General features: G+C 61.2%; 19 protein-coding genes. 8 read left to right on the top strand and 11 right to left on the bottom strand.

The genetic code is table 11. The features are described 5' to 3' along the window. Positions 1-318: 318 nt before the first annotated feature. Positions 319-771 carry a DMT family transporter gene (locus CYR52_RS19115; RefSeq protein ID WP_072925961.1) on the bottom strand — a complete coding sequence of 151 codons (453 nt, stop codon included), beginning with the start codon at positions 769-771 and terminating at the stop codon, positions 319-321. Positions 772-774: 3 nt separating this feature from the next. Then, a complete protein-coding gene (locus tag CYR52_RS19120) occupies positions 775-1,209 on the bottom strand; it encodes a DMT family transporter (RefSeq protein WP_072925963.1) in 435 nt (144 codons plus the stop codon). Positions 1,210-1,353: 144 nt separating this feature from the next. On the opposite strand from CYR52_RS19120, the gene CYR52_RS19125 reads away from it, so the two are divergent. After that, on the top strand, positions 1,354-2,292 hold the full coding sequence (locus CYR52_RS19125) for a LysR family transcriptional regulator (RefSeq protein WP_072926861.1): 939 nt from the start codon (positions 1,354-1,356) through the stop codon (positions 2,290-2,292). On the opposite strand, the gene CYR52_RS19130 is transcribed toward CYR52_RS19125, so the two are convergent. Further along, complete coding sequence (locus CYR52_RS19130; protein WP_072925965.1) at positions 2,277-2,741, bottom strand: GNAT family N-acetyltransferase; 465 nt, start codon at positions 2,739-2,741, stop codon at positions 2,277-2,279. The genes CYR52_RS19125 and CYR52_RS19130 overlap by 16 nt on opposite strands. Positions 2,742-2,957: 216 nt before the next feature. Between CYR52_RS19130 and CYR52_RS19135 the strand changes: the two genes are divergently transcribed. Both CYR52_RS19135 and CYR52_RS19140 read left to right on the top strand, forming a co-directional pair. Further along, the gene (locus CYR52_RS19135; RefSeq protein ID WP_101829209.1) at positions 2,958-3,635 is read left to right on the top strand and encodes a DcrB/PsbP domain-containing protein; all 678 of its coding nucleotides are present in this window, start codon (positions 2,958-2,960) and stop codon (positions 3,633-3,635) included. Between the two features lie 188 nt (positions 3,636-3,823). Next, entirely contained in the window at positions 3,824-4,408 is a 585-nt protein-coding gene (locus tag CYR52_RS19140; RefSeq protein ID WP_072925968.1) for a YceI family protein, read from the top strand. Between the two features lie 149 nt (positions 4,409-4,557). Here CYR52_RS19140 and map read toward each other — a convergent pair whose 3' ends face one another. The 5 genes from map to betI form a co-directional block, all read right to left on the bottom strand. Beyond that, positions 4,558-5,346, bottom strand: coding sequence for a type I methionyl aminopeptidase (map, locus tag CYR52_RS19145; protein WP_072925970.1), 789 nt, complete (start codon positions 5,344-5,346; stop codon positions 4,558-4,560). After that, complete coding sequence (locus CYR52_RS19150; RefSeq protein ID WP_072925971.1) at positions 5,343-5,555, bottom strand: ParD-like family protein; 213 nt, start codon at positions 5,553-5,555, stop codon at positions 5,343-5,345. Before CYR52_RS19150 ends, map begins: the two co-directional genes overlap by 4 nt. A 132-nt stretch (positions 5,556-5,687) precedes the next feature. Further along, positions 5,688-7,373, bottom strand: a complete 1,686-nt coding sequence (betA, locus tag CYR52_RS19155; RefSeq protein WP_101829210.1) for a choline dehydrogenase — start codon at positions 7,371-7,373, stop codon at positions 5,688-5,690. A 138-nt stretch (positions 7,374-7,511) separates the two neighbouring features. Then, entirely contained in the window at positions 7,512-8,984 is a 1,473-nt protein-coding gene (gene betB / locus CYR52_RS19160; protein WP_101829211.1) for a betaine-aldehyde dehydrogenase, read from the bottom strand. Between the two features lie 48 nt (positions 8,985-9,032). Then, complete coding sequence (betI, locus tag CYR52_RS19165) at positions 9,033-9,629, bottom strand: transcriptional regulator BetI (RefSeq protein ID WP_101829212.1); 597 nt, start codon at positions 9,627-9,629, stop codon at positions 9,033-9,035. A gap of 364 nt (positions 9,630-9,993) precedes the next feature. Here betI and CYR52_RS19170 point away from each other — a divergent pair, with 364 nt between their 5' ends. The 3 genes from CYR52_RS19170 to CYR52_RS19180 all read left to right on the top strand — a co-directional run bounded on the left by CYR52_RS19170 (position 9,994) and on the right by CYR52_RS19180 (position 13,184). Beyond that, a complete protein-coding gene (locus CYR52_RS19170; protein WP_072925978.1) occupies positions 9,994-12,024 on the top strand; it encodes a choline transporter in 2,031 nt (676 codons plus the stop codon). Between the two features lie 125 nt (positions 12,025-12,149). Further along, positions 12,150-12,608, top strand: coding sequence for a helix-turn-helix domain-containing protein (locus CYR52_RS19175; RefSeq protein ID WP_101829230.1), 459 nt, complete (start codon positions 12,150-12,152; stop codon positions 12,606-12,608). After that, the gene (locus CYR52_RS19180) at positions 12,609-13,184 is read left to right on the top strand and encodes a PIN domain-containing protein (RefSeq protein WP_072925980.1); all 576 of its coding nucleotides are present in this window, start codon (positions 12,609-12,611) and stop codon (positions 13,182-13,184) included. It begins immediately after the preceding gene. A 73-nt stretch (positions 13,185-13,257) separates the two neighbouring features. Here the strand turns inward: CYR52_RS19180 and CYR52_RS19185 are convergent, their stop codons facing one another. Beyond that, positions 13,258-14,157: a LysR family transcriptional regulator gene (locus CYR52_RS19185; RefSeq protein ID WP_101829213.1), complete on the bottom strand. Its 900-nt coding sequence runs from the start codon at positions 14,155-14,157 to the stop codon at positions 13,258-13,260. A 180-nt stretch (positions 14,158-14,337) separates the two neighbouring features. Here CYR52_RS19185 and CYR52_RS19195 point away from each other — a divergent pair, with 180 nt between their 5' ends. Both CYR52_RS19195 and aroD read left to right on the top strand, forming a co-directional pair. Continuing rightward, the gene (locus tag CYR52_RS19195) at positions 14,338-15,831 is read left to right on the top strand and encodes a UbiD family decarboxylase (RefSeq protein ID WP_101829215.1); all 1,494 of its coding nucleotides are present in this window, start codon (positions 14,338-14,340) and stop codon (positions 15,829-15,831) included. A gap of 106 nt (positions 15,832-15,937) precedes the next feature. Then, a complete protein-coding gene (gene aroD / locus CYR52_RS19200; protein WP_101829216.1) occupies positions 15,938-16,843 on the top strand; it encodes a type I 3-dehydroquinate dehydratase in 906 nt (301 codons plus the stop codon). 8 nt (positions 16,844-16,851) lie between these two features. Here the strand turns inward: aroD and CYR52_RS19205 are convergent, their stop codons facing one another. Further along, positions 16,852-17,976, bottom strand: coding sequence for an endonuclease/exonuclease/phosphatase family protein (locus CYR52_RS19205; RefSeq protein WP_101829217.1), 1,125 nt, complete (start codon positions 17,974-17,976; stop codon positions 16,852-16,854). 117 nt (positions 17,977-18,093) lie between these two features. Further along, positions 18,094-19,746: a kdo(2)-lipid A phosphoethanolamine 7''-transferase gene (gene eptB, locus CYR52_RS19210; protein WP_101829218.1), complete on the bottom strand. Its 1,653-nt coding sequence runs from the start codon at positions 19,744-19,746 to the stop codon at positions 18,094-18,096. Positions 19,747-19,862: the final 116 nt, after the last annotated feature.

Here is a 19,862-nt window from a genome sequence, read left to right on the forward strand (position 1 = left end):
GGCAATGATTCAGCCGGGGCACCGAAAGCGCGCGGGTGCAGGGCCGGCGCGCCGGCAGGCCCTGCTCGGTTGAGGCTCGGAGGCTCAGGCAGCCAGCGATGCTGAACAACCGAAACATGCCACGTTACCCATTAAAATTAACATGCGGCACTTATGCCCGCGGGTGCAGGGCCGGCGCGCCGGCAGGCCCTGCTCGGTTGAGGAACGGAAAGCCGGGTAGATATCCGCACATGAACAACCGAAACATTCCACTTCACCGAAACATGCCACCTCGCCGAAACATGCCACCTCACCGCCCCCCGGCAGGGGAGAAAACCCCTACTCCCCCTTCTTATTACTCCGGTAAATCAACACCAACGCCACCGCCAGACACACCAGCGCCGCCAGGCGGTTCCCATTGAGCGGGATCTCCGGGTTATCCAGCCAGCCGAAGCTGTCGATCAGGATGCTCATCGCCAGTTGGCCGAGGATCACCGCCACCGTCGCCACCGCCGTGCCGACACGCGGCACCGCCGTCACCATGATGATGATATACGGCACGCCAAACAGCGCACCGGCCAGTTGCCACTTCGGCACCGTCATCAGCGTTTGCGGATGCGCGCTCTCAAAGAACAGGATCAGCAGCATCGTCACCAGCGCCCCGAGGCTGAAGGTGAGGAACGCACTTTTCAGCACCCCGACGCGTGCGCCGAGTTGCCCGTTAATCGCTGCCTGTACGCTCAGCGCGGCCCCGGCGACGATCGCCAGTACCACCATAATCATTTCTGTCATCGTTTATCCCCGTGCAATCAGCCACAGTGCCGCAATAATGAACAGCAGCGCCAGCAGGCGTTCCCTGCCGATTTTCTTCTTCGCCCCACCAAACCAGCCGTAATGGTCGATCAGCACACTTTTGGCCACCTGGCCGGAGAGAATGGCGATCATGGTCATGGCCAGCCCGATAACCGGCGTGGTCAGCGTCAGCACCACCACATACACCGGCCCCAGGATGCCGCCGAGCAGTTGCCAGCCGGGTTGCGCGGTAAATGAAGGCGCGTTGCGCGGGCCGAAAAACAGTACCAGCAGCAGCGTCAGGGCGCTGCCGACGCCAAAGATGCTCAGGGTGGCCCAGAGATGGCCGACTTCGCTGCCCAGCGGGCCGAGCAATCCGGCCTCGACCGACAGCCCCATGCCGCCGAGGATCACCAGCGGGATCAGTAACAAATTCATACGTTGCCTTTTTGTTGTTAAAAGAAAGGTGTCAGCACGTGAATGCAAAAACAGGCCGCCCACCGGGCGGAGGCGGACTATAACGTGGCGCGCTATTGCGAAAAACCGGATAATAGCGAAAAGAGTTTTGCGGATAATGCACAGATGAACGATTTCGATGCCGTTTCCCTACGGGCCTTGCGCCTGTTTGTGGCCGTACTGGATGAAGGGAGCTTTTCCGAGGTAGCGCGTCGCACCGGGGTCGCGCCCTCTTCTGTTTCGCGGGTTGTCCAGCAGCTCGAGCAGCATCTGCACACCCAGTTGCTGTACCGCAACACCCGCGCCCTGGCCCCCACGGAAGCGGGGCTGGCGTTCAGCCATTACGCACGGCGGATGCTGGAACAGGCGGATGAGGCGGCGCGCACCTTGCAGGAGCGGGAACAGTTGCCGGGCGGGCTGGTGCGCATCAATGCGCCGGTGGTGTTCGGCCAGCGGCACCTTGCCCCGTGGCTGGCGGCGCTGGCGGAGCGTTACCCGAAACTCAACGTGGAGCTGACCCAGACCGACGACTATGTTGACCCGCTGCACACCGCCGCTGACCTGCTGATCCGCATCGGTGTGCTGAACGATTCCAGTATGCACGCCCGCCCGCTGGCACGGCTGCGCTACCGGCTGGCGGCCAGCCCGGCCTATCTGGCACGGTTCGGCACGCCGCGCACCCCGGAGGATCTGCACGCGCACCGTTGCCTGGTGTTTAAGGGGTCATCCGGGCCGCAGCGCTGGTTTTTCCGCCCGCGTGAGGGTGAACAGCCGTGGCAGGCCTACAGCCTGCGCGGGCCGCTGACCGGCAACAACGCCGAAACCCTGACGCAGGCGGCGCTGGACGGCCTCGGGCTGGTGCTGTTCCCGAGCTGGCTGATTGGCGAGGCGCTGCACCAGGGGCGGCTGGTGCGGCTGCTGCCGGCGTATCAGGCGTCGATTACACTGGAACCGTCCACGCTGGCCGCGCTCTACCCGCGCAGCCGGTTGCCGTCACGCAATGTGCGGGCGGTGGTGGATTTTCTGGTGGAAAAAATGGGCGACCCGCCCTACTGGGATCGCTGATCGCCGTGCGTTAGCCGCATATCGATATGCGGGATGCCATCTTCGTCATACACCTCTGAACAGGGCTGGAACCCCAGCGCGCGGTAAAACGGCTGGAGATGCGCCTGGGCAGAGAGCATCACGCCGGCCTGCGGCCAGTGGCGCGCGCAGGCCGCCAGTGCCTGTTCCATCAGCGCCCTGCCGAGCCGCTGCCCACGCGCGGCAGGCGCGACGATCACCCGGCCAATGGCGGCCTCGTCATGTTTCAGCAGCCGCGCATAGGCCGCCGGTTTCCCCGCCTGCCAGCCGATCAGGTGGCGTGTTTCGCCGCTCAGGTCTTGCCCATCCACATCCAGATAGGCGCATTGCTGTTCCACCACAAACACCTCGCAGCGCAATGCCAGCACCGCGTAGAGCTGGGCGGCGGTGAGGTCACTGTGGTGCAGATCCTGCCACACTATATTCGCCATAATAATTCCCTAATTAATAATTCACGCTGGTTATATCTCACCTGGGCACGCCGCCTGCCCCGCGGCCGCGGCAGTAATCCGCCGCCCCCACTTTTTCATCTTTCAATCAATTAAACAATAACTTAACAATGTAGCCAGAGTGAAATCAGATTGTATTCGCCTCCTGCCATGACCTGTGTATATTGCGCCAGCTACATTACCTTAGGAATTTATACCATGACCCCGTTTATGAAATACTCTCTGGTGGCGCTGATGCTGACCGGGTTGACCGCGTGTGACAATGCGGCAGACAGCACCAAAACCGCTGCCGCCAAACCGGCAGAAAGCAAAACCGCCCCGGCGGCTGACGCCAACGCGGCCCCTGCCCCGGCAGTGAAGGCGCAGGAGGCAACGGCAGAGGAAGCCAAGGCCGCACCCAGCGCCCCGCAAGCGCCTGTTCAAGCGGAAGCCCCGTCGTTCTCGATGAATATCCCGAAAGGCTTCGCGGACAAATCCCCGGCGGTGGACGAGAAATCCAACTCGCGCACCCGCATTTTCGTCAACCCTGAAACCCGCCAGATGATCACTGTCACCACCGTGATGGGTGTGCAACCGGTGGCAGACGAGAAGATGAAGGCGTCACTGGAAGAGGCGATCCCGAGCATGATGACTGCCCTGAAAAAGCAGTACTCCACGGTGAACGTCGCCAAAAAAGAGGTGATTACCCTGGCTGACCACCCGTTCCTGCATATTGATGCCGCGCTGAAACAGCAGGAAAAGAGCGCCCTCAATACCACGCTGTTGACCCAGCAGGGCGTGCAGCTGATTAACGTCCAGCTGATGACGGTTTCCGACGACAAAAAAGCCCATGAGGCGTTGGTTAAACAAGTCAGCAGCCGGATTACCTTTAAGTAATCGCTGTTTTTTGCCAAAACCGCCTGCGGGCGGTTTTTTTATGCCGGGAAAACAGCAGGCCGCGGGCGGTGGATTGGTAAAATTTTTTGAATATACCGGTCAAATATATTCGCTGGCGGGATCAGGGGGAGTCACGCAGACTGCAGGAAGACGTAAATGCATATTCTTTAACGAAAAGGACGTAACCCATGTCAGTCATGAAAAAAGTATGGCTTCCGGTGATCATGAGCATCGGCTTGTATTCTCAGGTGTCTGCCGCCGCGACCCAACACTACGCGATGGACCCCGGCCATACCTCCGTGGTGGTTTCCTGGACGCACTTCGGCTTTTCACACCCGACCGCTGACCTGTCCAACGTCACCGGCAACATCGCTTTTGACGCGCAAAACCTCGCGCAGTCCAAAGTGGATGTCAGCATCCCGGTGAGCAGCATTGATACCCACGTTGCGGCCCTGACCAGCGAATTCAAAGGCGCCGAGTACTTCGACGTCGCCAAATACCCGACCGCCACCTTCCACAGCACCAAAGTCACCGCCACCGGCGACAACAAGTATGATGTTGAAGGTAACCTGACCCTGAAAGGCATCACCAAGCCGGTTGTGCTGCACGCCGTGCTGAACAAACAGGGCGAGCACCCGATGATGAAGAAACAGGCGATCGGTTTTGACGCCACCACCACCCTCAAACGTTCTGACTTCAAGCTGGACAAATATGTCCCGGCAGTGGGCGACGACGTACAGATCACTATCTCTACCGAAGCCTACGCCAAATAAGTTTCCGGCCCCTTGCCGCGCGCTTCAGGCCTGTCTCCGGACAGGCCTTTTTTTTGCCGGGCCGCTCAGCCCCCCGGCGACGCGTTAACCCGGCGCGCAGTTAACGCAGGGCGCAATGACATCGGGGCCGTAATCAAACCGGGGCGTAATCAAATCGGGGCATAGTCGCCGTAGCCGTCCGGCCACGGGGTCAGCAGGTCAAACCCGGTTTCCGTCACTGCCACGGTGTGTTCCCACTGCGCGGAGAGCGAACGGTCACGCGTGACCACCGTCCAGCCGTCGGCCAGGGTGCTGGTCGGCGCTTTCCCGGCGTTGATCATCGGCTCAATGGTAAAGATCATCCCGGCTTTCAGCGGCATCCCCTCACCTGGCCGGCCGTAGTGCAACACCTGCGGATCGGTGTGGTATTCGGTGCCGACCCCATGCCCGCAATATTCACGCACCACGGAGAAGCCCTTCTCATGCGCCACGTTCTGGATGGCATAACCGATGTCGCCCAGCGTTGCGCCCGGCCTGACCACGCGGATGCCCGCCACCATGGCGTTATAGGTGGTTTCCACCAGCAATTTGGCGCGGATTGACGGCTCGCCGACGAAATACATGCGGCTGGTGTCGCCGTACCAGCCATCTTTGATCAGCGCCACGTCGATATTGACGATATCGCCCTCTTTCAGCGCCTTTTTATCGGTCGGGATACCGTGGCACACCACATGGTTGACCGAGGTGCAGATGGTTTTCGGGTAGCCGTGATAGCCGATGTTGGCCGGGGTGCAGTGCAGTTTGTCCACGATATAGCGGTAGCAGATCGCGTCCAGTTCATCGGTGGTGACGCCCGGTTTGACATACTCACCGATCATCGCCAGCACTTCCGCCGCCAGATGCCCGGCAGTGCGGGCCTGTTCAATGTCGGCGGCAGAGTGCAGCATAATGTTGTTCATGAAGGCTCCTTGGTGGTCAGTGTTCCGTTGGCCTGTTCAGGCGCATGCAAGAGGGTGATGATGTCGCTGTAGGTCAGGCCGGGGTTACGTTCGGCCAGCCGGCCGATGCGCAGCCAATATTCCGCCTGCGCGTTGATCGAGCGGCAATAGATGTCGCTGGCGGCGCGCAGTTCGTCATGCATAAGGTCAGAGATTTTAATGATGCCCATCGGGTTCCCCCTGATATGAAACATATACAAAGTATATATAGAACATAGCCACGAAGTATAGATGAACCGGATGAAAAACGGCGATAAAAAAAGCTGCCCGGAGGCAGCTTTTATCACACAACAGCAACAGAATCAGGCGCTTTTCTTCAGCGGCACCGTGCGTACCGGCGCGTCACCGGCCACATAGTAGTCGGCGGTGCTGCGCGGCAGCGGCTGGCGGCCGCGGATGGCGTCAGCCATCTTCTCGGCGATCATGATGGTGGTGGCGTTCAGGTTACCGGTGATGATCTGCGGCATGATGGACGCATCAATGACGCGCAGGCCGCTCATGCCGTGCACCCGGCCCTCGCCGTCTACCACCGCCATCTCGTCGGTGCCCATTTTGCAGGAGCCGCACGGGTGGAAGGCGGTTTCGGCATGTTCCCGGATAAAGGCGTCCAGCTCCTCATCGCTCTGCACATGCTCGCCGGGGCTGATTTCGCGGCCGCGGTACGGGTCGAGCGCCGGTTGCGCCATGATCTCACGGGTAATGCGGATCGCGTCGCGGAACTCCTGCCAGTCCTGCTCGCTGGACATATAGTTGAACAGGATGCTCGGGTGCTGGCGCGGATCTTTGGATTTCACCTGCACCCGGCCGCGGCTCGGCGAGCGCATCGAACCGACGTGCGCCTGGAAACCGTGCTCTTTCACCGCGTTGCTGCCGTTGTAGTTAATCGCCACCGGCAGGAAATGGTACTGGATGTTCGGCCACGCAAACTCTTCACGGCTGCGGATAAACCCGCCCGCCTCGAACTGGTTGCTGGCCCCGACGCCGGTGCCTTTGAACAGCCACTCCGCACCGATTTTCGGCTGGTTGTGCATCTGCAATGCCGGGTAGAGCGACACCGGCTGGGTGCAGCTGTACTGCAGGTACATCTCCAGGTGATCCTGCAAATTCTCGCCCACGCCCGGCAGGTCATGCACTACCGGGATGTCGAGGCTGTTCAGCAGCGCGGCCGGGCCGACGCCGGAACGTTGCAGGATCTGCGGTGAGGCGATCGCCCCGCTGCACAGCAGCACTTCGCGGCTGGCGCGGGCGGTTTTTGCGTTGTACTCATCCTGGTGGAAATAGCTGACGCCCACCGCACGCTTGCCGTCGAACAGGATGCGGTCGGTGGTGGCGTGGGTCAGGATGGTCAGGTTGCTGCGTGATTTCGCCTGGTCGAGGTAACCGCGTGCGGTGCTGGCGCGGCGGCCGTTCGGCGTCACGGTGCGGTCCATCGGGCCGAAACCTTCCTGCTGGTAGCCGTTCAGGTCGTCCGTGCGCGGGTAGCCGGCCTGCACGCCCGCTTCCACCATCGCGTGGAACAGCGGGTTATTGCCGGTTTTCGGCGTGGCCACGCTCACCGGGCCGTCGCCGCCGTGGTAGTCATTCGGGCCGATGTCACGGGTTTCCGCTTTGCGGAAATACGGCAGGCAGTCGAGGTAGCTCCAGTGCTCCAGCCCCGGCGCTTTCGCCCAGTTGTCGAAATCCATCGCGTTGCCGCGGATGTAGCACATGCCGTTAATCAGCGAGGAACCGCCCAGCCCTTTGCCGCGCCCGCACTCCATGCGGCGGTTGTTCATATGCGGCTCCGGGTCGGTTTCATAGGCCCAGTTATAGCGTTTGCCCTGTAACGGGAAGGCCAGCGCAGCCGGCATCTGGGTGCGGAAATCGAGGCGGTGGTCGGGGCCACCGGCTTCCAGCAACAGTACGGTGACACCTGGGTCTTCGGTCAGGCGGGTGGCGAGGACGTTACCCGCGGAACCGGCCCCGATGATGATGTAATCGTATTCCATTGAATGTCTCCTCAATGTGATTGCTGTGGGTCGGGGCATCGGCCGCCGGAAAGCGGCGGCAGGCGGGGTAATCTCTCCCCGCATAAACCGCGGCAGGCGTTACCGGCCTGCTGCCCCTGACAACATGTCGTGGGTCGGTCAGAACACGGAGCTGAATTCGCCCAGTTCCACTTCAACCGATTTGATCTGCGTGTAGTGTTCCAGCGTGCCGAGGCCATTCTCACGGCCGACGCCGGAGTGCTTGTAGCCACCGACCGGCATCTCAGCCGGGGATTCGCCCCAGGTGTTGATCCAGCAGATGCCGGCTTCGAGCTGGTGGATGACGCGGTGCGCGCGGTTCAGGTCGCGGGTCACCAGCCCCGCGGCCAGGCCGAAGGTGGTGTTGTTGGCGCGGGCAATGACTTCCTCTTCGGTCTGGTAGGTGAGGATGCTCATCACCGGCCCGAAGATCTCTTCCTGCACAATTTCCATGTCGTCGGTGCAGTCGCTGAACACCGTCGGCGCGACCCAGGCACCCTGCGCCAGCACGCCGTCGGTCAGGCGTTCGCCGCCGGCCAGCAGGCGCGCGCCCGATTTTTTACCGCTTTCGATAAAGCGCAGCACGTTTTCCATGTGGGCGAAGCTCACCAGCGGGCCGAAGTTGACGTCCGGCTGGGTCGGCTGGCCGATGCGGATGCGCTGCACGCGCGCCAGGATTTTCTCCTCAAACGCCGCTTTCAGGCTTTCCGGCACAAACACGCGGGTGCCGTTGGTGCAGACCTGGCCGGAACTGTAGAAGTTGGCCATCATGGCGATGTCTGCCGCGCGGTCGAGGTCGGCATCGTCAAACACGATCAGCGGGGACTTGCCGCCCAGCTCCATCGTCACCTCTTTCAGGGTGGAACCGGCCGCATTCGCCATCACTTTTTTGCCGCTCACCACGCCGCCGGTAAAGGAGACTTTGGCGATGCCGGGGTGCTCGGTCAGCGCCTGGCCGACCTGCTTGCCGCTGCCCGGCAGCACGTTGAACACGCCGTCCGGCACGCCCGCCTCGGTGTAGATCTCGGCCAGCTTCAGCGCCGTCAGCGAGGTGACCTCACTCGGCTTGAAGATCATCGCGTTACCGGCGGCCAGCGCCGGGGCGGATTTCCACAGCGCAATCTGGATCGGGTAGTTCCAGGCGCCGATGCCGGCCACCACGCCCAGCGGCTCGCGGCGGGTGTAAACGAAGGCGCTGTCGCGCAGCGGGATCTGCTGCCCTTCGATGGCCGGGATAAGCCCGGCGTAGTACTCCAGCACGTCCGCGCCGGTCACGATGTCCACTGCCGTGGTTTCAGACAGCGGTTTGCCGGTGTCGGCGGTTTCAATTTCCGCCAGTTCATCATTGCGCTCACGCAGGATATCCACGGCGCGGCGCAAAATACGCGAACGCTGCATGGCGGTCATCGCCGCCCACACTTTCTGCCCTTTCGCAGCAGCCGCGACGGCGCGGTCCACATCGGCGGCGGTGGCGGCCTGAACCTGGGCGATCACCTCGCCATTGGCCGGGTTAACGGCATCAAACGTCTCGCCGGTGGCGCAATCGGTGTAGGTGCCGTTGATATAGAGTTTTTGCAAGCCATAGCGGGACATAGGTTTCTCCTGTCAGTTGCTCTGTGTGGTGCCGGTTAATCGTGCCGGTTAATCGTGCCGCGCGTCGCTCAAGAGCTGGTCAATATAGTCAAACGTGATCTCCAGTGCCTCCCGGCGGTCGAAGCTGTCGCCGCTCAGGGCGCTGCGTAACCAGAGGCCATCGATCATGCCCGCCAGCCCGTTGGCGGCACGGCGCGCCTGCGCTTTCGGCAGGCAGCGGCGGAACTCGGCAGATAAATTGGAAAACAGCCGGCGGCTGTTAACCCGTTGTAAACGTTTCAATTGCGGGCTGTGCATACTGCTGACCCAGAAGGCCAGCCAGGTTTTCATCGCCGCGCTGTTGGTCTGGCTTTCATCAAAGTTGCCTTCGGCAATCGCCCGCAGGCGGAGCCTGGCATCACCGCCCTGTAACGGCCGCAACCGCTGGCGCACCGCCTCGCCCAGGTGGCTTATCAGGTAGCGCATGGTCGCTTCCAGCAGCCCGTTCTTGTCACGGAAGTAGTGGCTGATAATGCCGTTTGACACCCCGGCGCGCCGGGCAATCTGCGAAATGGAAGCGTCATGCATCCCCACTTCATTCACGGCGGCCAGCGTCGCCTCAATCAATTGCTGCCGCCTGATCGGCTGCATTCCTACCTTCGGCATGGTGCCCTCTCCGGGTAAAAGCCAGAACGACTCGCGTCAGAACCGGCCAATGCTTCCGGCTGCGGCGCGTTGTTGGCCCCTATTAAACTTTTTTTTGATTGAACGTTCAATTAAAAATGCATATATTTTATTACCGCAACGTTATGGAATTGTGTAAATTAAGGATAGAAATCGTTGATTTGCGGCGCGTTTTTTGATCTGGCGCAAACAACAAACTTTTTGATCTGACAGGTTGCAACGGCAAGCGGTCTCAGCGGATGCCCTGTAACAGGCGTTTTTTTAAGCAGTCGACTCGCCCTTTGATATGCGCTAAGCGCGCTTCTGTTGCCCATCAGATCCCGTTTGAGACAAGTATGGGGAAAGCATGAGTACACCCGAAGACGTTAAACCGCAGGCCGACCGGTTAAACCCTGTCGTGTTCTTCACGTCAGCCGGCCTGATCCTGGCCTTCTCGCTGATGACCATTTTCTTTACCGCGGAGTCCGGCCGCTGGATAACCGCCACCCTGAACTGGGTGTCGGCCACCTTCGGCTGGTACTACCTGCTGGCGGCCACCCTCTATATCGTGTTTGTGATCTTTATCGCCTGCTCGCGCTACGGCGACATCAAGCTCGGGCCGGAGCAGTCCAAACCGGAATTCAGCATGATGAGCTGGGCGGCGATGCTGTTTGCCGCCGGGATCGGCATCGACCTGATGTTCTTCTCCGTGGCGGAGCCGGTGACGCAGTACATGATGCCGCCGGAAGGCCAGGGGCAGACGCTGGAAGCGGCGCGGCAGGCGATGGTCTGGACGCTGTTCCACTACGGCCTGACCGGCTGGTCAATGTATGCGCTGATGGGCATCGCGCTGGCCTACTTCAGCTACCGCTATAACCTGCCGCTGACCATCCGCTCCGCGCTCTACCCGATTTTCGGCAAGCGCATCAATGGGCCTATCGGCCACACGGTGGACATCGCGGCGGTGGTCGGCACCATTTTCGGCATCGCCACGACGCTGGGGATTGGCGTGGTGCAGCTCAACTACGGGCTGAAAGTGCTGTTCCATATCCCGGAAGATTTGCGGGTGCAGGCGGCGCTGATTCTGCTGTCAGTGATTATGGCCACGGTTTCCGTGACGTCCGGCGTGAACAAGGGCATCCGCTTCCTGTCGGAGCTGAACGTGCTGCTGGCGCTGGGGCTGATCCTGTTCCTGCTGTTTGCCGGTGACACCGAGTTCCTGCTGAATGCGCTGGTGCTGAATGTCGGCGATTACATCAACCGCTTTATGGGCATGACGCTCAACAGCTTCGCCTTTGACCGCCCGACGCAGTGGATGAACAGCTGGACGCTGTTCTTCTGGGCCTGGTGGGTGGCGTGGTCGCCGTTTGTCGGGCTGTTCCTGGCGCGGATTTCGCGCGGGCGCACCATCCGCCAGTTTGTGTGCGGCACGCTGATTATCCCGTTTGTGTTTACCCTGCTGTGGCTCTCGATTTTCGGCAACAGCGCGCTCTACCAGATTCTGCACGGCAACCTGGCCTTCGCCCATGAAGTGATGCAATACCCGGAGCGCGGCTTCTACAGCCTGCTGGCGCAGTACCCGGCGTTCAACCTCAGCGCCTCGGTGGCGACCATCACCGGCCTGCTGTTCTACGTGACCTCAGCGGACTCCGGCTCGCTGGTGCTCGGCAACTTCACCTCAAAACTGGCGGACATCAACAACGACGCACCGAACTGGCTGCGGGTATTCTGGTCAGTGGCGATTGGCCTGCTGACGCTCGGCATGTTGCTGACCGGCGGGGTGTCGGCGTTGCAGAACACCACGGTGATCATGGGCCTGCCGTTCAGTTTCGTGATCTTCTTTGTGATGGCCGGGCTGTATAAATCGCTGAAAGTCGAGGATTACCGGAAAGCGAGTGCGATGCAGAACGCCCCGGCCCCGGTATCACGTGATGGCGTGCTGAACTGGAAACAGCGCCTGGCGCGGGTGATGAACCACCCCGGCGCAACCTATACCCAGAAGATGCTGGACAACGTCTGCCGCCCGGCGATGGAAGAAGTGGCACGCGAACTGGCGGTGCGCGGCGCGAAAGTGGAGTTCAGCGAGCTGCCGCCGCAGGGCGAGGAGCGCCTGAGCCACCTGGAGCTGCTGGTGCGCCTCGGCGAGGAGCAGAACTTCGTCTACCAGATCTGGCCGCAGCGCTATTCAGTACCGGCGTTCACTTACCGCGCCCGCGCCGGCAAGTCACACTATTACCGGCTGGAGACCTACCTGCTGGAGGGTACCCAGGGCAATGACCTGATGGACTACAGCAAAGAGCAGATTATCAACGACATCCTCGACCAGTACGAGCGTCACCTGCACTTCCTGCACCTCCACCGTGAAGCCCCCGGCGCGGTGCTCACCTTCCCAACCTGACTTCCAAAACCGGCACAAGCCGGTTTTTTTGTGCCCATGCACGCCAGGCATTTCGTTTGTTTCGATTATTGTGCATTTCGTTTATTTCGATTAACCTGACAACCTACCTTGAAGAGGAGATGATTATGACCACATCCCTGCCCCATCCCGTCTTACCTGATCGCCGTGAAAGCGAACTGGCACAACAGGGCCAGCGGGCATTGGCCGCTTACCTGTCCACCAAACTGGAAACACAGCGCATCACGCTGATGGCGGGGGACGCGCACGGCCATACCATTGAATTACCCACCAGCGCGCTGACGTTGCTGATGGACATTCTCGGTGAACTGGCGTTGGGCAATGCCGTGCAACTGGTGCCTGTCCATGCTGAGCTGACCACCCAGGAGGCCGCCAACATCCTGAAGGTATCCCGCCCCCATATGGTGAAACTGCTTGAAGAGGGGCACCTGCCTTTCCACAAAACCGGCCGCCATCGCCGGGTCTTGTTTGCTGATCTCATGGAATATAAACAGAAACGTGAACATGCCAGCCTTGATGCCATGCAGGCACTGGCCGATCAGGCGCAGGATTTAGGGATCTACTGAATGAGACATTCGCCTTACCCGGTGGTGTTGGATGCCTGTGTGCTTTATCCCGCAAGGTTAAGGGATTTATTGATGCATCTCGGCATCGTGGGGCTTTACCAGCCCAAATGGAGTGACGCCATTCATGAAGAGTGGTGCCGAAATTTATTGGCCAACCGCCCGGATATCGCCCCGGACGCGCTGAAACGCACCGTAGCCCTGATGGACTCCGCCCTGCCTGATGCGCGTGTGACGGGCCATGCGTGTTTGATAGACGGGCTAAACCTGCCGGACAGCGGCGATCGCCATGTGCTGGCGGCGGCTATCCGTGCCAAAGCCGAGGTGATTGTCACGCTCAACCAAAAAGATTTCCCCGCCGCGGCGCTGGCAGAATTTGACATCGAAGCGCTGCATCCTGATGAGTTTATTTCCGATCTGTTTGATTTGAACCATGCCCTGGCGCTGGAAGCCGTGCGGCGTCAGCGCCAGTCATTAAGGCACCCACCGCTGGGTGTGGATGACTTTCTTGAAATGCTATTGAAACAGGGTTTGCCGATGACGGTAAAAGCGCTGGAAGGCTATACCTGCGCCTTCTGACTTCTTCCTGTTTTTAACCTTTACCTTAATGCCGTACCGCCTGCCTACAGCCGGGAACCTGCTGAGGCAGGGGTCACGACGGCGTGGCCGCCGCCCCCTGGTATGCCAGCAGCACCGCCATCAGTTCCGGCTGTTGCGGGGCGGCGGCCGGCGTCACCAATGCCGGGAAGAAAACGTTGGGCATGGGGCGGATGTCTGCCATGTGGCAGAGGGTTTTCACCTGTTCCGGCACCTCGGAGGCCGGCATCAGCGAGGCGGCCTCAATCCCCTGCGAGAGCATATCGAACACAATGCGCGGCTCATTGCCGGAGATAATAATGTTCGGCTGCACCCCCAGCTTGCGCAGCTGGGCAGAGATCAGCTCGAATGTCCCTTCGCCGTGGATGCGCCGCAACAGGATCAGCGGCAGTTTTCCCAGATCCGCCAGCGACACCGGCGCGCCCGGCGCAGGGGCCGGCAGTGAGCGGGACATCACCGCCACTGCCTTGATCGGCGGCAGGCTGACACAGGCATACCCCGCCAGCGACTGCGGCTGCTGGATCAGCGCCACATCAATGCGCCGCTCGTTCAGCATGGTTTCCAGCGTGCTGGAGTCAGAGATCACTGTCTCGACCCGGATGCCGTCAAGCTTCTGGCAGAACAGGGCCACCAGCGGGCTGAAATAACACTGATAAAGGTAAGAGATGCCGATGCGCAACACCTGCGCCTGATGCCCGGCGGCCTGAAGTGCGTCGCTGCGCGCCTCTTCCACACTGCGCAGGATGTCGCAGGCACGCTGGTAGAGCACCTTCCCGGCCTCGGTGGGGCTGATGCCGCGGCCGTTACGGGTCACCAGCGCGGTGCCGATCTCCTCTTCAAGCTCTTGCAGGCGTTTACTCAGCGGCGGCTGGGAAATATTCAGTATCCGTGACGCTTTGCTGATCGACCCCTGCTCCACAATCACACAAAAGTAACGCAACCTTTTCAGATCCATACTCCCTCCCTGATGCTTACCCGCCCCACGCGGATCACCCGCAGGCAGATCAGCATGGATACGCGCCGGTTACAACCTTTCTGGTATAGGTCGGGGGATGAAAACAGTATTACCCCCTGCTTTTTGTTGCTGCCTATGCTTAGGGCTGAAGAAATCATCCCCTGAAAGAAGGTGAACATTATGATTAAAACGACACTGGAACCGGGCACCGTTTATGACTTGCGCTCCGCCCTCGCCCTGCTGGCGCGCTACCCCGATGAACTGATCAGCACCGATGTGGAAGCTGACCCGAATGCCGAAATCAGCGGCGTCTACCGCTATGTCGGCGCAGGCGGCACGGTAAAACGGCCGACCCGCATCGGCCCGGCGATGATGTTTAACAAGGTTAAAGGTTTTGATGACGTGCGGGTGCTGATTGGCCTGCTGGCCTCGCGCCGGCGCGTGGGGCGCCTGCTGGGTGCTGACCCGGAGAAACTCGGCTTCCTGCTGAAGGATTCCGTCAATAACCCGGTTCCGCCGGTGGTCATCGCCAATGAGAACGCGCCGTGCCAGGAAGTGGTGCACCGCGCCGGGGAGCCGGGCTTTGATGTGCGTAAACTGCTGCCCGCCCCGACCAACACCGAAGAGGATGCCGGGCCTTACTTCACCATGGGCATGTGTTACGCCTCTGACCCGGAAACCGGCGAATCAGACGTCACCATCCACCGCCTCTGCATCCAGGGGCCGGATGAAATTTCGATGTATTTTGTGCCGGGCCGCCACCTGGACACCTTCCGCCAGAAAGCGGAGGCGGCCGGGAAAGCGCTGCCGATCTCCATCAGCATCGGCGTGGACCCGGCGATTGAAATCGGGGCCTGCTTTGAGCCGCCGACCACCCCGCTGGGCTACGACGAGCTGGCGGTGGCCGGCAGTTTGCGCAATCAGGCGGTGGAGCTGGTGAAATGCCTCTCGGTGGATGCCCGCGCCATTGCCAATGCCGAGATTGTGATTGAGGGCGAACTGGTGCCGGACTACCGGGTGCGGGAAGACCAGAACACCAACACCGGCAAAGCGATGCCGGAGTTCCCCGGCTACACCGGCGAGGCCAAAGCAGCGGTGCCGGTCATCAAGGTGAAAGCGATCACCCACCGCAAGCACCCGATCCTGCAAACGGTGATTGGCCCCAGCGAGGAGCACGTCAACATGGCCGGTATCCCGACAGAGGCGAGCATCCTGGAGATGGTGGAGCGCGCCATGCCGGGCCGCCTGCTCAACGTTTACGCCCATTCGTCCGGCGGCGGCAAATACCTGGCGGTGATGCAGTTCAAAAAAGCGTCGATTTCTGACGAGGGGCGGCAGCGCCAGGCGGCCCTGCTGGCGTTCGCCGCCTTTGGTGAGCTGAAACATGTGATCCTGGTGGATGAGGATGTCGATATTTTCGACACCAACGACGTGCTGTGGGCGATGCAAACCCGCTACCAGGGCGACGTCAGCACCGTCTTCATTCCCGGCGTGCGCTGCCACCCGCTCGACCCGTCGCAGTCCCCGGCGTTCAACCCGCTGATCCAGGATACCGGTATCTCCTGCAAAACCATTTTTGACTGCACCGTGCCGTTCAACCTGAAAGATCAGTTCCAGCGTTCCCGGTTCAAAGAGGTGGACGTCTCACGCTTTATTCCCGGTTTCACGGCCTGACGGCGAAACCTGTCATCAGGGGGCGATATCGCCCCCTTTTTCTTTTCTGCTTATACACTTAAACGTCCCCAGCTATTTTTTTGACAAGGAAACAGGAGAAGATGTGATGAAACGCCGTGAATTTATGTTGTCCGGGGCCGCGCTGGCGGCCGGTACGCTGGTCATGCGTTCTGCCGCGGCAGCCCCCGCCGGCCATGTTGAGGAGAAAGGGAGCGCCCTGATGCCGCCTGTCACCGATCGTATTAAGACCCTGACCATCAAAGGGACAGTGATTGGCGAGGGCAAACCGAAACTGATTGTGCCCACCACCGCCACCACCCCCGGTGACGCGCTGGCGGCAGTGAAAAAATATGCCGGCAACCCGGCGATTCAGGTCGTGGAATTGCGCATCGACACCCTGCGTGATACGCCGGACAACGCGGCGATCGCCGCCCTCACCCGCGAGGCCTGGGCGTTGCTGCCCCGGCAGGCGCTGCTGGTCACCTTCCGCACCAAGGCAGAGGGCGGCAACCGCGCCATCAGTGATGACGACTATGCTGCGCTCTACCGGGAGATTATCACCCACGGCAAGGCCGACCTGCTGGACATCGAGATGTTCCGCGGTGAGGCACAGGTGAAAGCGCTGGTGGCGCTGGCGCACCAGGCCAACATGGCGGTGGTGATGTCGAGCCATGACTTCCGGAAAACACCGTCGGCAGAGGAGATCATCACCCGGTTGCGCCGCCAGCAGGCACTGGGGGCGGACGTGCTGAAAATCGCCGCCATGCCGCAGGATTCCGGCGATGTGCTGCGGCTGATGAGCGCCACCTGGGAGATGCACAGCCGCTACGCAGAGCGCCCGCTGCTCACGATGGCGATGAGCGGCACCGGCGTGGTGTCGCGGCTGGCGGGCGAACTCACCGGATCGGCGCTGACCTTCGGCATGGTGGGCGAGGCCTCCGCGCCTGGCCAGATAGAGGCGGATGACCTCAGCCGGGTGCTGAACATCATCCACACCGCCAACCAGGCCTGACGCGCAGATCAGTTCTCCGCGCTGTGCACCTGGCGGCTGACGATCCCGGCGGAGGCCATTTTCTCCCGCGCTTCCAGCCGGTCACCGGCCGCCAGCTCCAGCGGCTGCTGCAAGCGGCCGACGCGCGGGTTCAGCGCCAGTTCGGCCAGGATCGGGAAATGGTCAGAGCCGATATGCGGCAGGCGCTGCATCCGCACCAGCGTAAAATCGCGGCTGTGGAACACGTGGTCGAGCGGCCAGCGCATACAGGGGATCCCGGCATGGAAGGTGTTAAACATGCCGCGGCCGCGGCGCGGGTCGAGCAGCCCGCTGACTTTCATAAACAGCCGGGTGGTGCGTGACCACGCCACGTCATTCAGGTCACCGGTCACTACCGTCGGGTAACGGGCGCGGGCGGCGCAATGGCCCACCGCCACCAGCTCACCGTCACGGTTGGTGGACTCATCATCCTCGGTCGGGCTGGGCGGCATCGGGTGCAGGCAGTGCATCACCACCTCATCGCCCGAGTCCAGTTCCACGCGGAAGTGCATCGACGGGATCCCCTCTGCCACCAGGTACTGGATCATCGCGTCCTTGATCGGCAGCCGTGAATAGACGTGCATCCCGTACAGGTTGTCCTGCGGGCATTTCAGCTGATACGGGTATGGCGCGCCGCTGTCGCCGCGCTCCAGCACATCAAGCTCGGCCTGCCACCAGAGGTCGGTTTCCAGCGCCACCAGCACATCGGGCTGATGCTCCCGCACCAGCGCTTTCAGGGCGCAGGCGTTGCGGTTGGTCATCAGCACATTGGCAGTGAGAATTTTCAGGGTCGGCCGGTTGTGCAGGCGCGAACGTTTGACCTGCACCGGCCAGAGCCGGGTATAGGGAATGATCCAGTGCGCCTGGTAGAGCGCGCACAACAGCGACAGCAACACAATCAGATCCCCGGTGGGGATGCCGGCAAGCGTCGGCCCGCCACTGCCCGGCAGCAGGCAGAGTTCCACCACCAGCAGCAGCACCGCGATCGAGGCCATCTGCAACCGCGGGAAGTCCCATACCCGCACCCACCACGCCTGACAACGGCAAAACGGCAACAGCGTCAGCACGGTCATGACCACCGTCAGCCCGCTGAACAGCATCCGTATTTTATCCATACTTAATTCTGTTCCCTTGCTGTAACAGCCTGGGCACGCCGCCCGGCTAAAAAAGTGACGATTCTGGTTATTCACCCATGTTATCGATTTCCACCGGGCTTTGTCGTGAAATTTTGATCAGGGTGCCGGGGTATGGCACCAGTTGCGTCCGTCCAGCAGGCCGCCATCCGGCGAGGTAAAGCCGATGCAGCCCAGCACGCTGTCAAACAGCTTGCCGTGGAACGCCGGTTTCTTCTCCGCCGCCATGCGCTGCAACTGCGTAAAGGCGGCGCGGTGGGCCGGTTCGGCCAGGAACGCATCCGAGGCCCACACCATGATCGGGATGGTGCGCTGCTCCGGCGGCGCGCGATCCCGCGGGGTGCTGTGGAAGTGGATGTTGTCGGAGATCGACTCGCCGTGGTCAGAGGCGTAAAACACAATCGCCTTGCGGTCACGCACCTGGTCAATCACCTGTTTCAGGAAGGCATCGGTGTAGAGCACGCTGTTGTCATAGGCGTTGATCATGCTCTGGGTCGAGCAGGCTTCGTCAATGCCCATGCACTCCGGCTGCCAGCGGGCGAAGCTGCGCGGGTAGCGCTCGGAGTAGAGGTAGTGCGAGCCTTTGGTGTGCAGGATAATCAGGTGGCGGCCGTGCGGGTGGCGTTGCAGCGAGCCTTGCATCTGCCCCACCAGCAGCATGTCGCCAATCGGTTTACCGGCGTTGCGCGCCTGGGTTTCGATGTCATCGCGCAGCACATAGCGGTCCGCCAGGGTTTTGCTGTAGAACCAGTCCTCCGTCTGCATGGCGAACAGCTCGGAGCTGAAGCCCTGCTGTTTCAGCACCGAGAAGACGTTCATCTCTTTCAGCGTGCGAGACGGGTCATCGGTGGTGCCGCCGATGCGCACAAACATGCAGCGCAGCGAGAGTTTGGTGGAGGTGTCACACGAGGTGCCCTGCAAGGCCACCAGGTTCTTCTCACGCGACAGGTTCGGCGTGGTGTCACGCGCATAACCGTAAAGGCCGAAGTGGTCGCGGCGGGCGCTTTCGCCAATCACGAACACCACGTCGATGTCATCGGCATCTTTCGGCGGCAGGTAGGTAAAGTGTTTGGCCGGGTCGAACAGATTATTCAGCTCCTCCGGCTGGGTGTAGGCGCTGTAGGCAAACAGCCCGAGCGCCGACAGCCAGTTGGACGGCAGGTAGGTGCCGGCCACGGTGTCATCATACTGGGCGGCCATCGTGGGGTTGCCGTCCACTTCCAGCACCTCGCCCATCAGCTTCAGCGGCAGCCAGCAGAACAGCGCCGCCGTCAGCAGCACGCCGGTTTTGCGCAGCAGCAGGCGGCGGTTCACCGGGCGCAGATCGCCGTCCGGCAGGCGGCTGAGCCAGAGCGCCGCCAGCGGCGGCAGCCCGGCCACCACAATCCACAGCATAAAATGGTAACCGATGGAGGCTTTCGACAGGTCGAGGTCGGTGGTCATCACCGCCGCCAGGATGCCGTAACCGATATCGACATTAAACACCGCCATATAGTAACTGGCGGCGGCCGACGCCAGGATAACAATGGTGGTGAGCAGCCGGAACAGCCAGCGGCCGGTAAATGAGAACAGCAAACAGAGGAAATAGACCAGCGAAAAGGCGGCCAGCATCTCGGCGGCCAGCGCCAGCGGCGTATCCTGCGGCACCTGGGTAAAGCGCCGCCAGAACACCGGGGCGTTAAGGATGACCCCGACATAAAAGGCGATAAACAGCATGACCTGCTGCTGGGAAAGAAGTCTGAAACGTTGCATGGTGACCTGTGACCGGAGGGTGAGTGTTGTTCTGTACCCCGCACGAGCGCGCAGTAATGTTTAAGATATATGACAAGGCGCGCGCTTTTGCCAACTTCCCGGCCCATCCAACTGAA

The sequence above is a fragment of the Chimaeribacter arupi genome (assembly GCF_002858805.1).
Classification (GTDB): Bacteria; Pseudomonadota; Gammaproteobacteria; order Enterobacterales; family Enterobacteriaceae; genus Chimaeribacter; species Chimaeribacter arupi.

Excerpts from the sequence above, each read along its gene's own strand:
- eptB (WP_101829218.1), bottom strand. The coding sequence starts at position 19,746 with ATGCAACGTTTCAGACTTCTTTCCCAGCAGCAGGTCATGCTGTTTATC.
- CYR52_RS19140 (WP_072925968.1), top strand. The coding sequence starts at position 3,824 with ATGTCAGTCATGAAAAAAGTATGGCTTCCGGTGATCATGAGCATCGGC.
- betB (WP_101829211.1), bottom strand. The coding sequence starts at position 8,984 with ATGTCCCGCTATGGCTTGCAAAAACTCTATATCAACGGCACCTACACC.
- CYR52_RS19120 (WP_072925963.1), bottom strand. The coding sequence starts at position 1,209 with ATGAATTTGTTACTGATCCCGCTGGTGATCCTCGGCGGCATGGGGCTG.
- CYR52_RS19195 (WP_101829215.1), top strand. The coding sequence starts at position 14,338 with ATGATTAAAACGACACTGGAACCGGGCACCGTTTATGACTTGCGCTCC.
- betA (WP_101829210.1), bottom strand. The coding sequence starts at position 7,373 with ATGGAATACGATTACATCATCATCGGGGCCGGTTCCGCGGGTAACGTC.
- CYR52_RS19205 (WP_101829217.1), bottom strand. The coding sequence starts at position 17,976 with ATGGATAAAATACGGATGCTGTTCAGCGGGCTGACGGTGGTCATGACC.
- betI (WP_101829212.1), bottom strand. The coding sequence starts at position 9,629 with ATGCCGAAGGTAGGAATGCAGCCGATCAGGCGGCAGCAATTGATTGAG.
- CYR52_RS19115 (WP_072925961.1), bottom strand. The coding sequence starts at position 771 with ATGACAGAAATGATTATGGTGGTACTGGCGATCGTCGCCGGGGCCGCG.
- CYR52_RS19150 (WP_072925971.1), bottom strand. The coding sequence starts at position 5,555 with ATGGGCATCATTAAAATCTCTGACCTTATGCATGACGAACTGCGCGCC.
- CYR52_RS19130 (WP_072925965.1), bottom strand. The coding sequence starts at position 2,741 with ATGGCGAATATAGTGTGGCAGGATCTGCACCACAGTGACCTCACCGCC.
- CYR52_RS19170 (WP_072925978.1), top strand. The coding sequence starts at position 9,994 with ATGAGTACACCCGAAGACGTTAAACCGCAGGCCGACCGGTTAAACCCT.
- CYR52_RS19125 (WP_072926861.1), top strand. The coding sequence starts at position 1,354 with ATGAACGATTTCGATGCCGTTTCCCTACGGGCCTTGCGCCTGTTTGTG.
- CYR52_RS19185 (WP_101829213.1), bottom strand. The coding sequence starts at position 14,157 with ATGGATCTGAAAAGGTTGCGTTACTTTTGTGTGATTGTGGAGCAGGGG.
- CYR52_RS19175 (WP_101829230.1), top strand. The coding sequence starts at position 12,150 with ATGACCACATCCCTGCCCCATCCCGTCTTACCTGATCGCCGTGAAAGC.
- CYR52_RS19180 (WP_072925980.1), top strand. The coding sequence starts at position 12,609 with ATGAGACATTCGCCTTACCCGGTGGTGTTGGATGCCTGTGTGCTTTAT.
- aroD (WP_101829216.1), top strand. The coding sequence starts at position 15,938 with ATGAAACGCCGTGAATTTATGTTGTCCGGGGCCGCGCTGGCGGCCGGT.
- CYR52_RS19135 (WP_101829209.1), top strand. The coding sequence starts at position 2,958 with ATGACCCCGTTTATGAAATACTCTCTGGTGGCGCTGATGCTGACCGGG.
- map (WP_072925970.1), bottom strand. The coding sequence starts at position 5,346 with ATGAACAACATTATGCTGCACTCTGCCGCCGACATTGAACAGGCCCGC.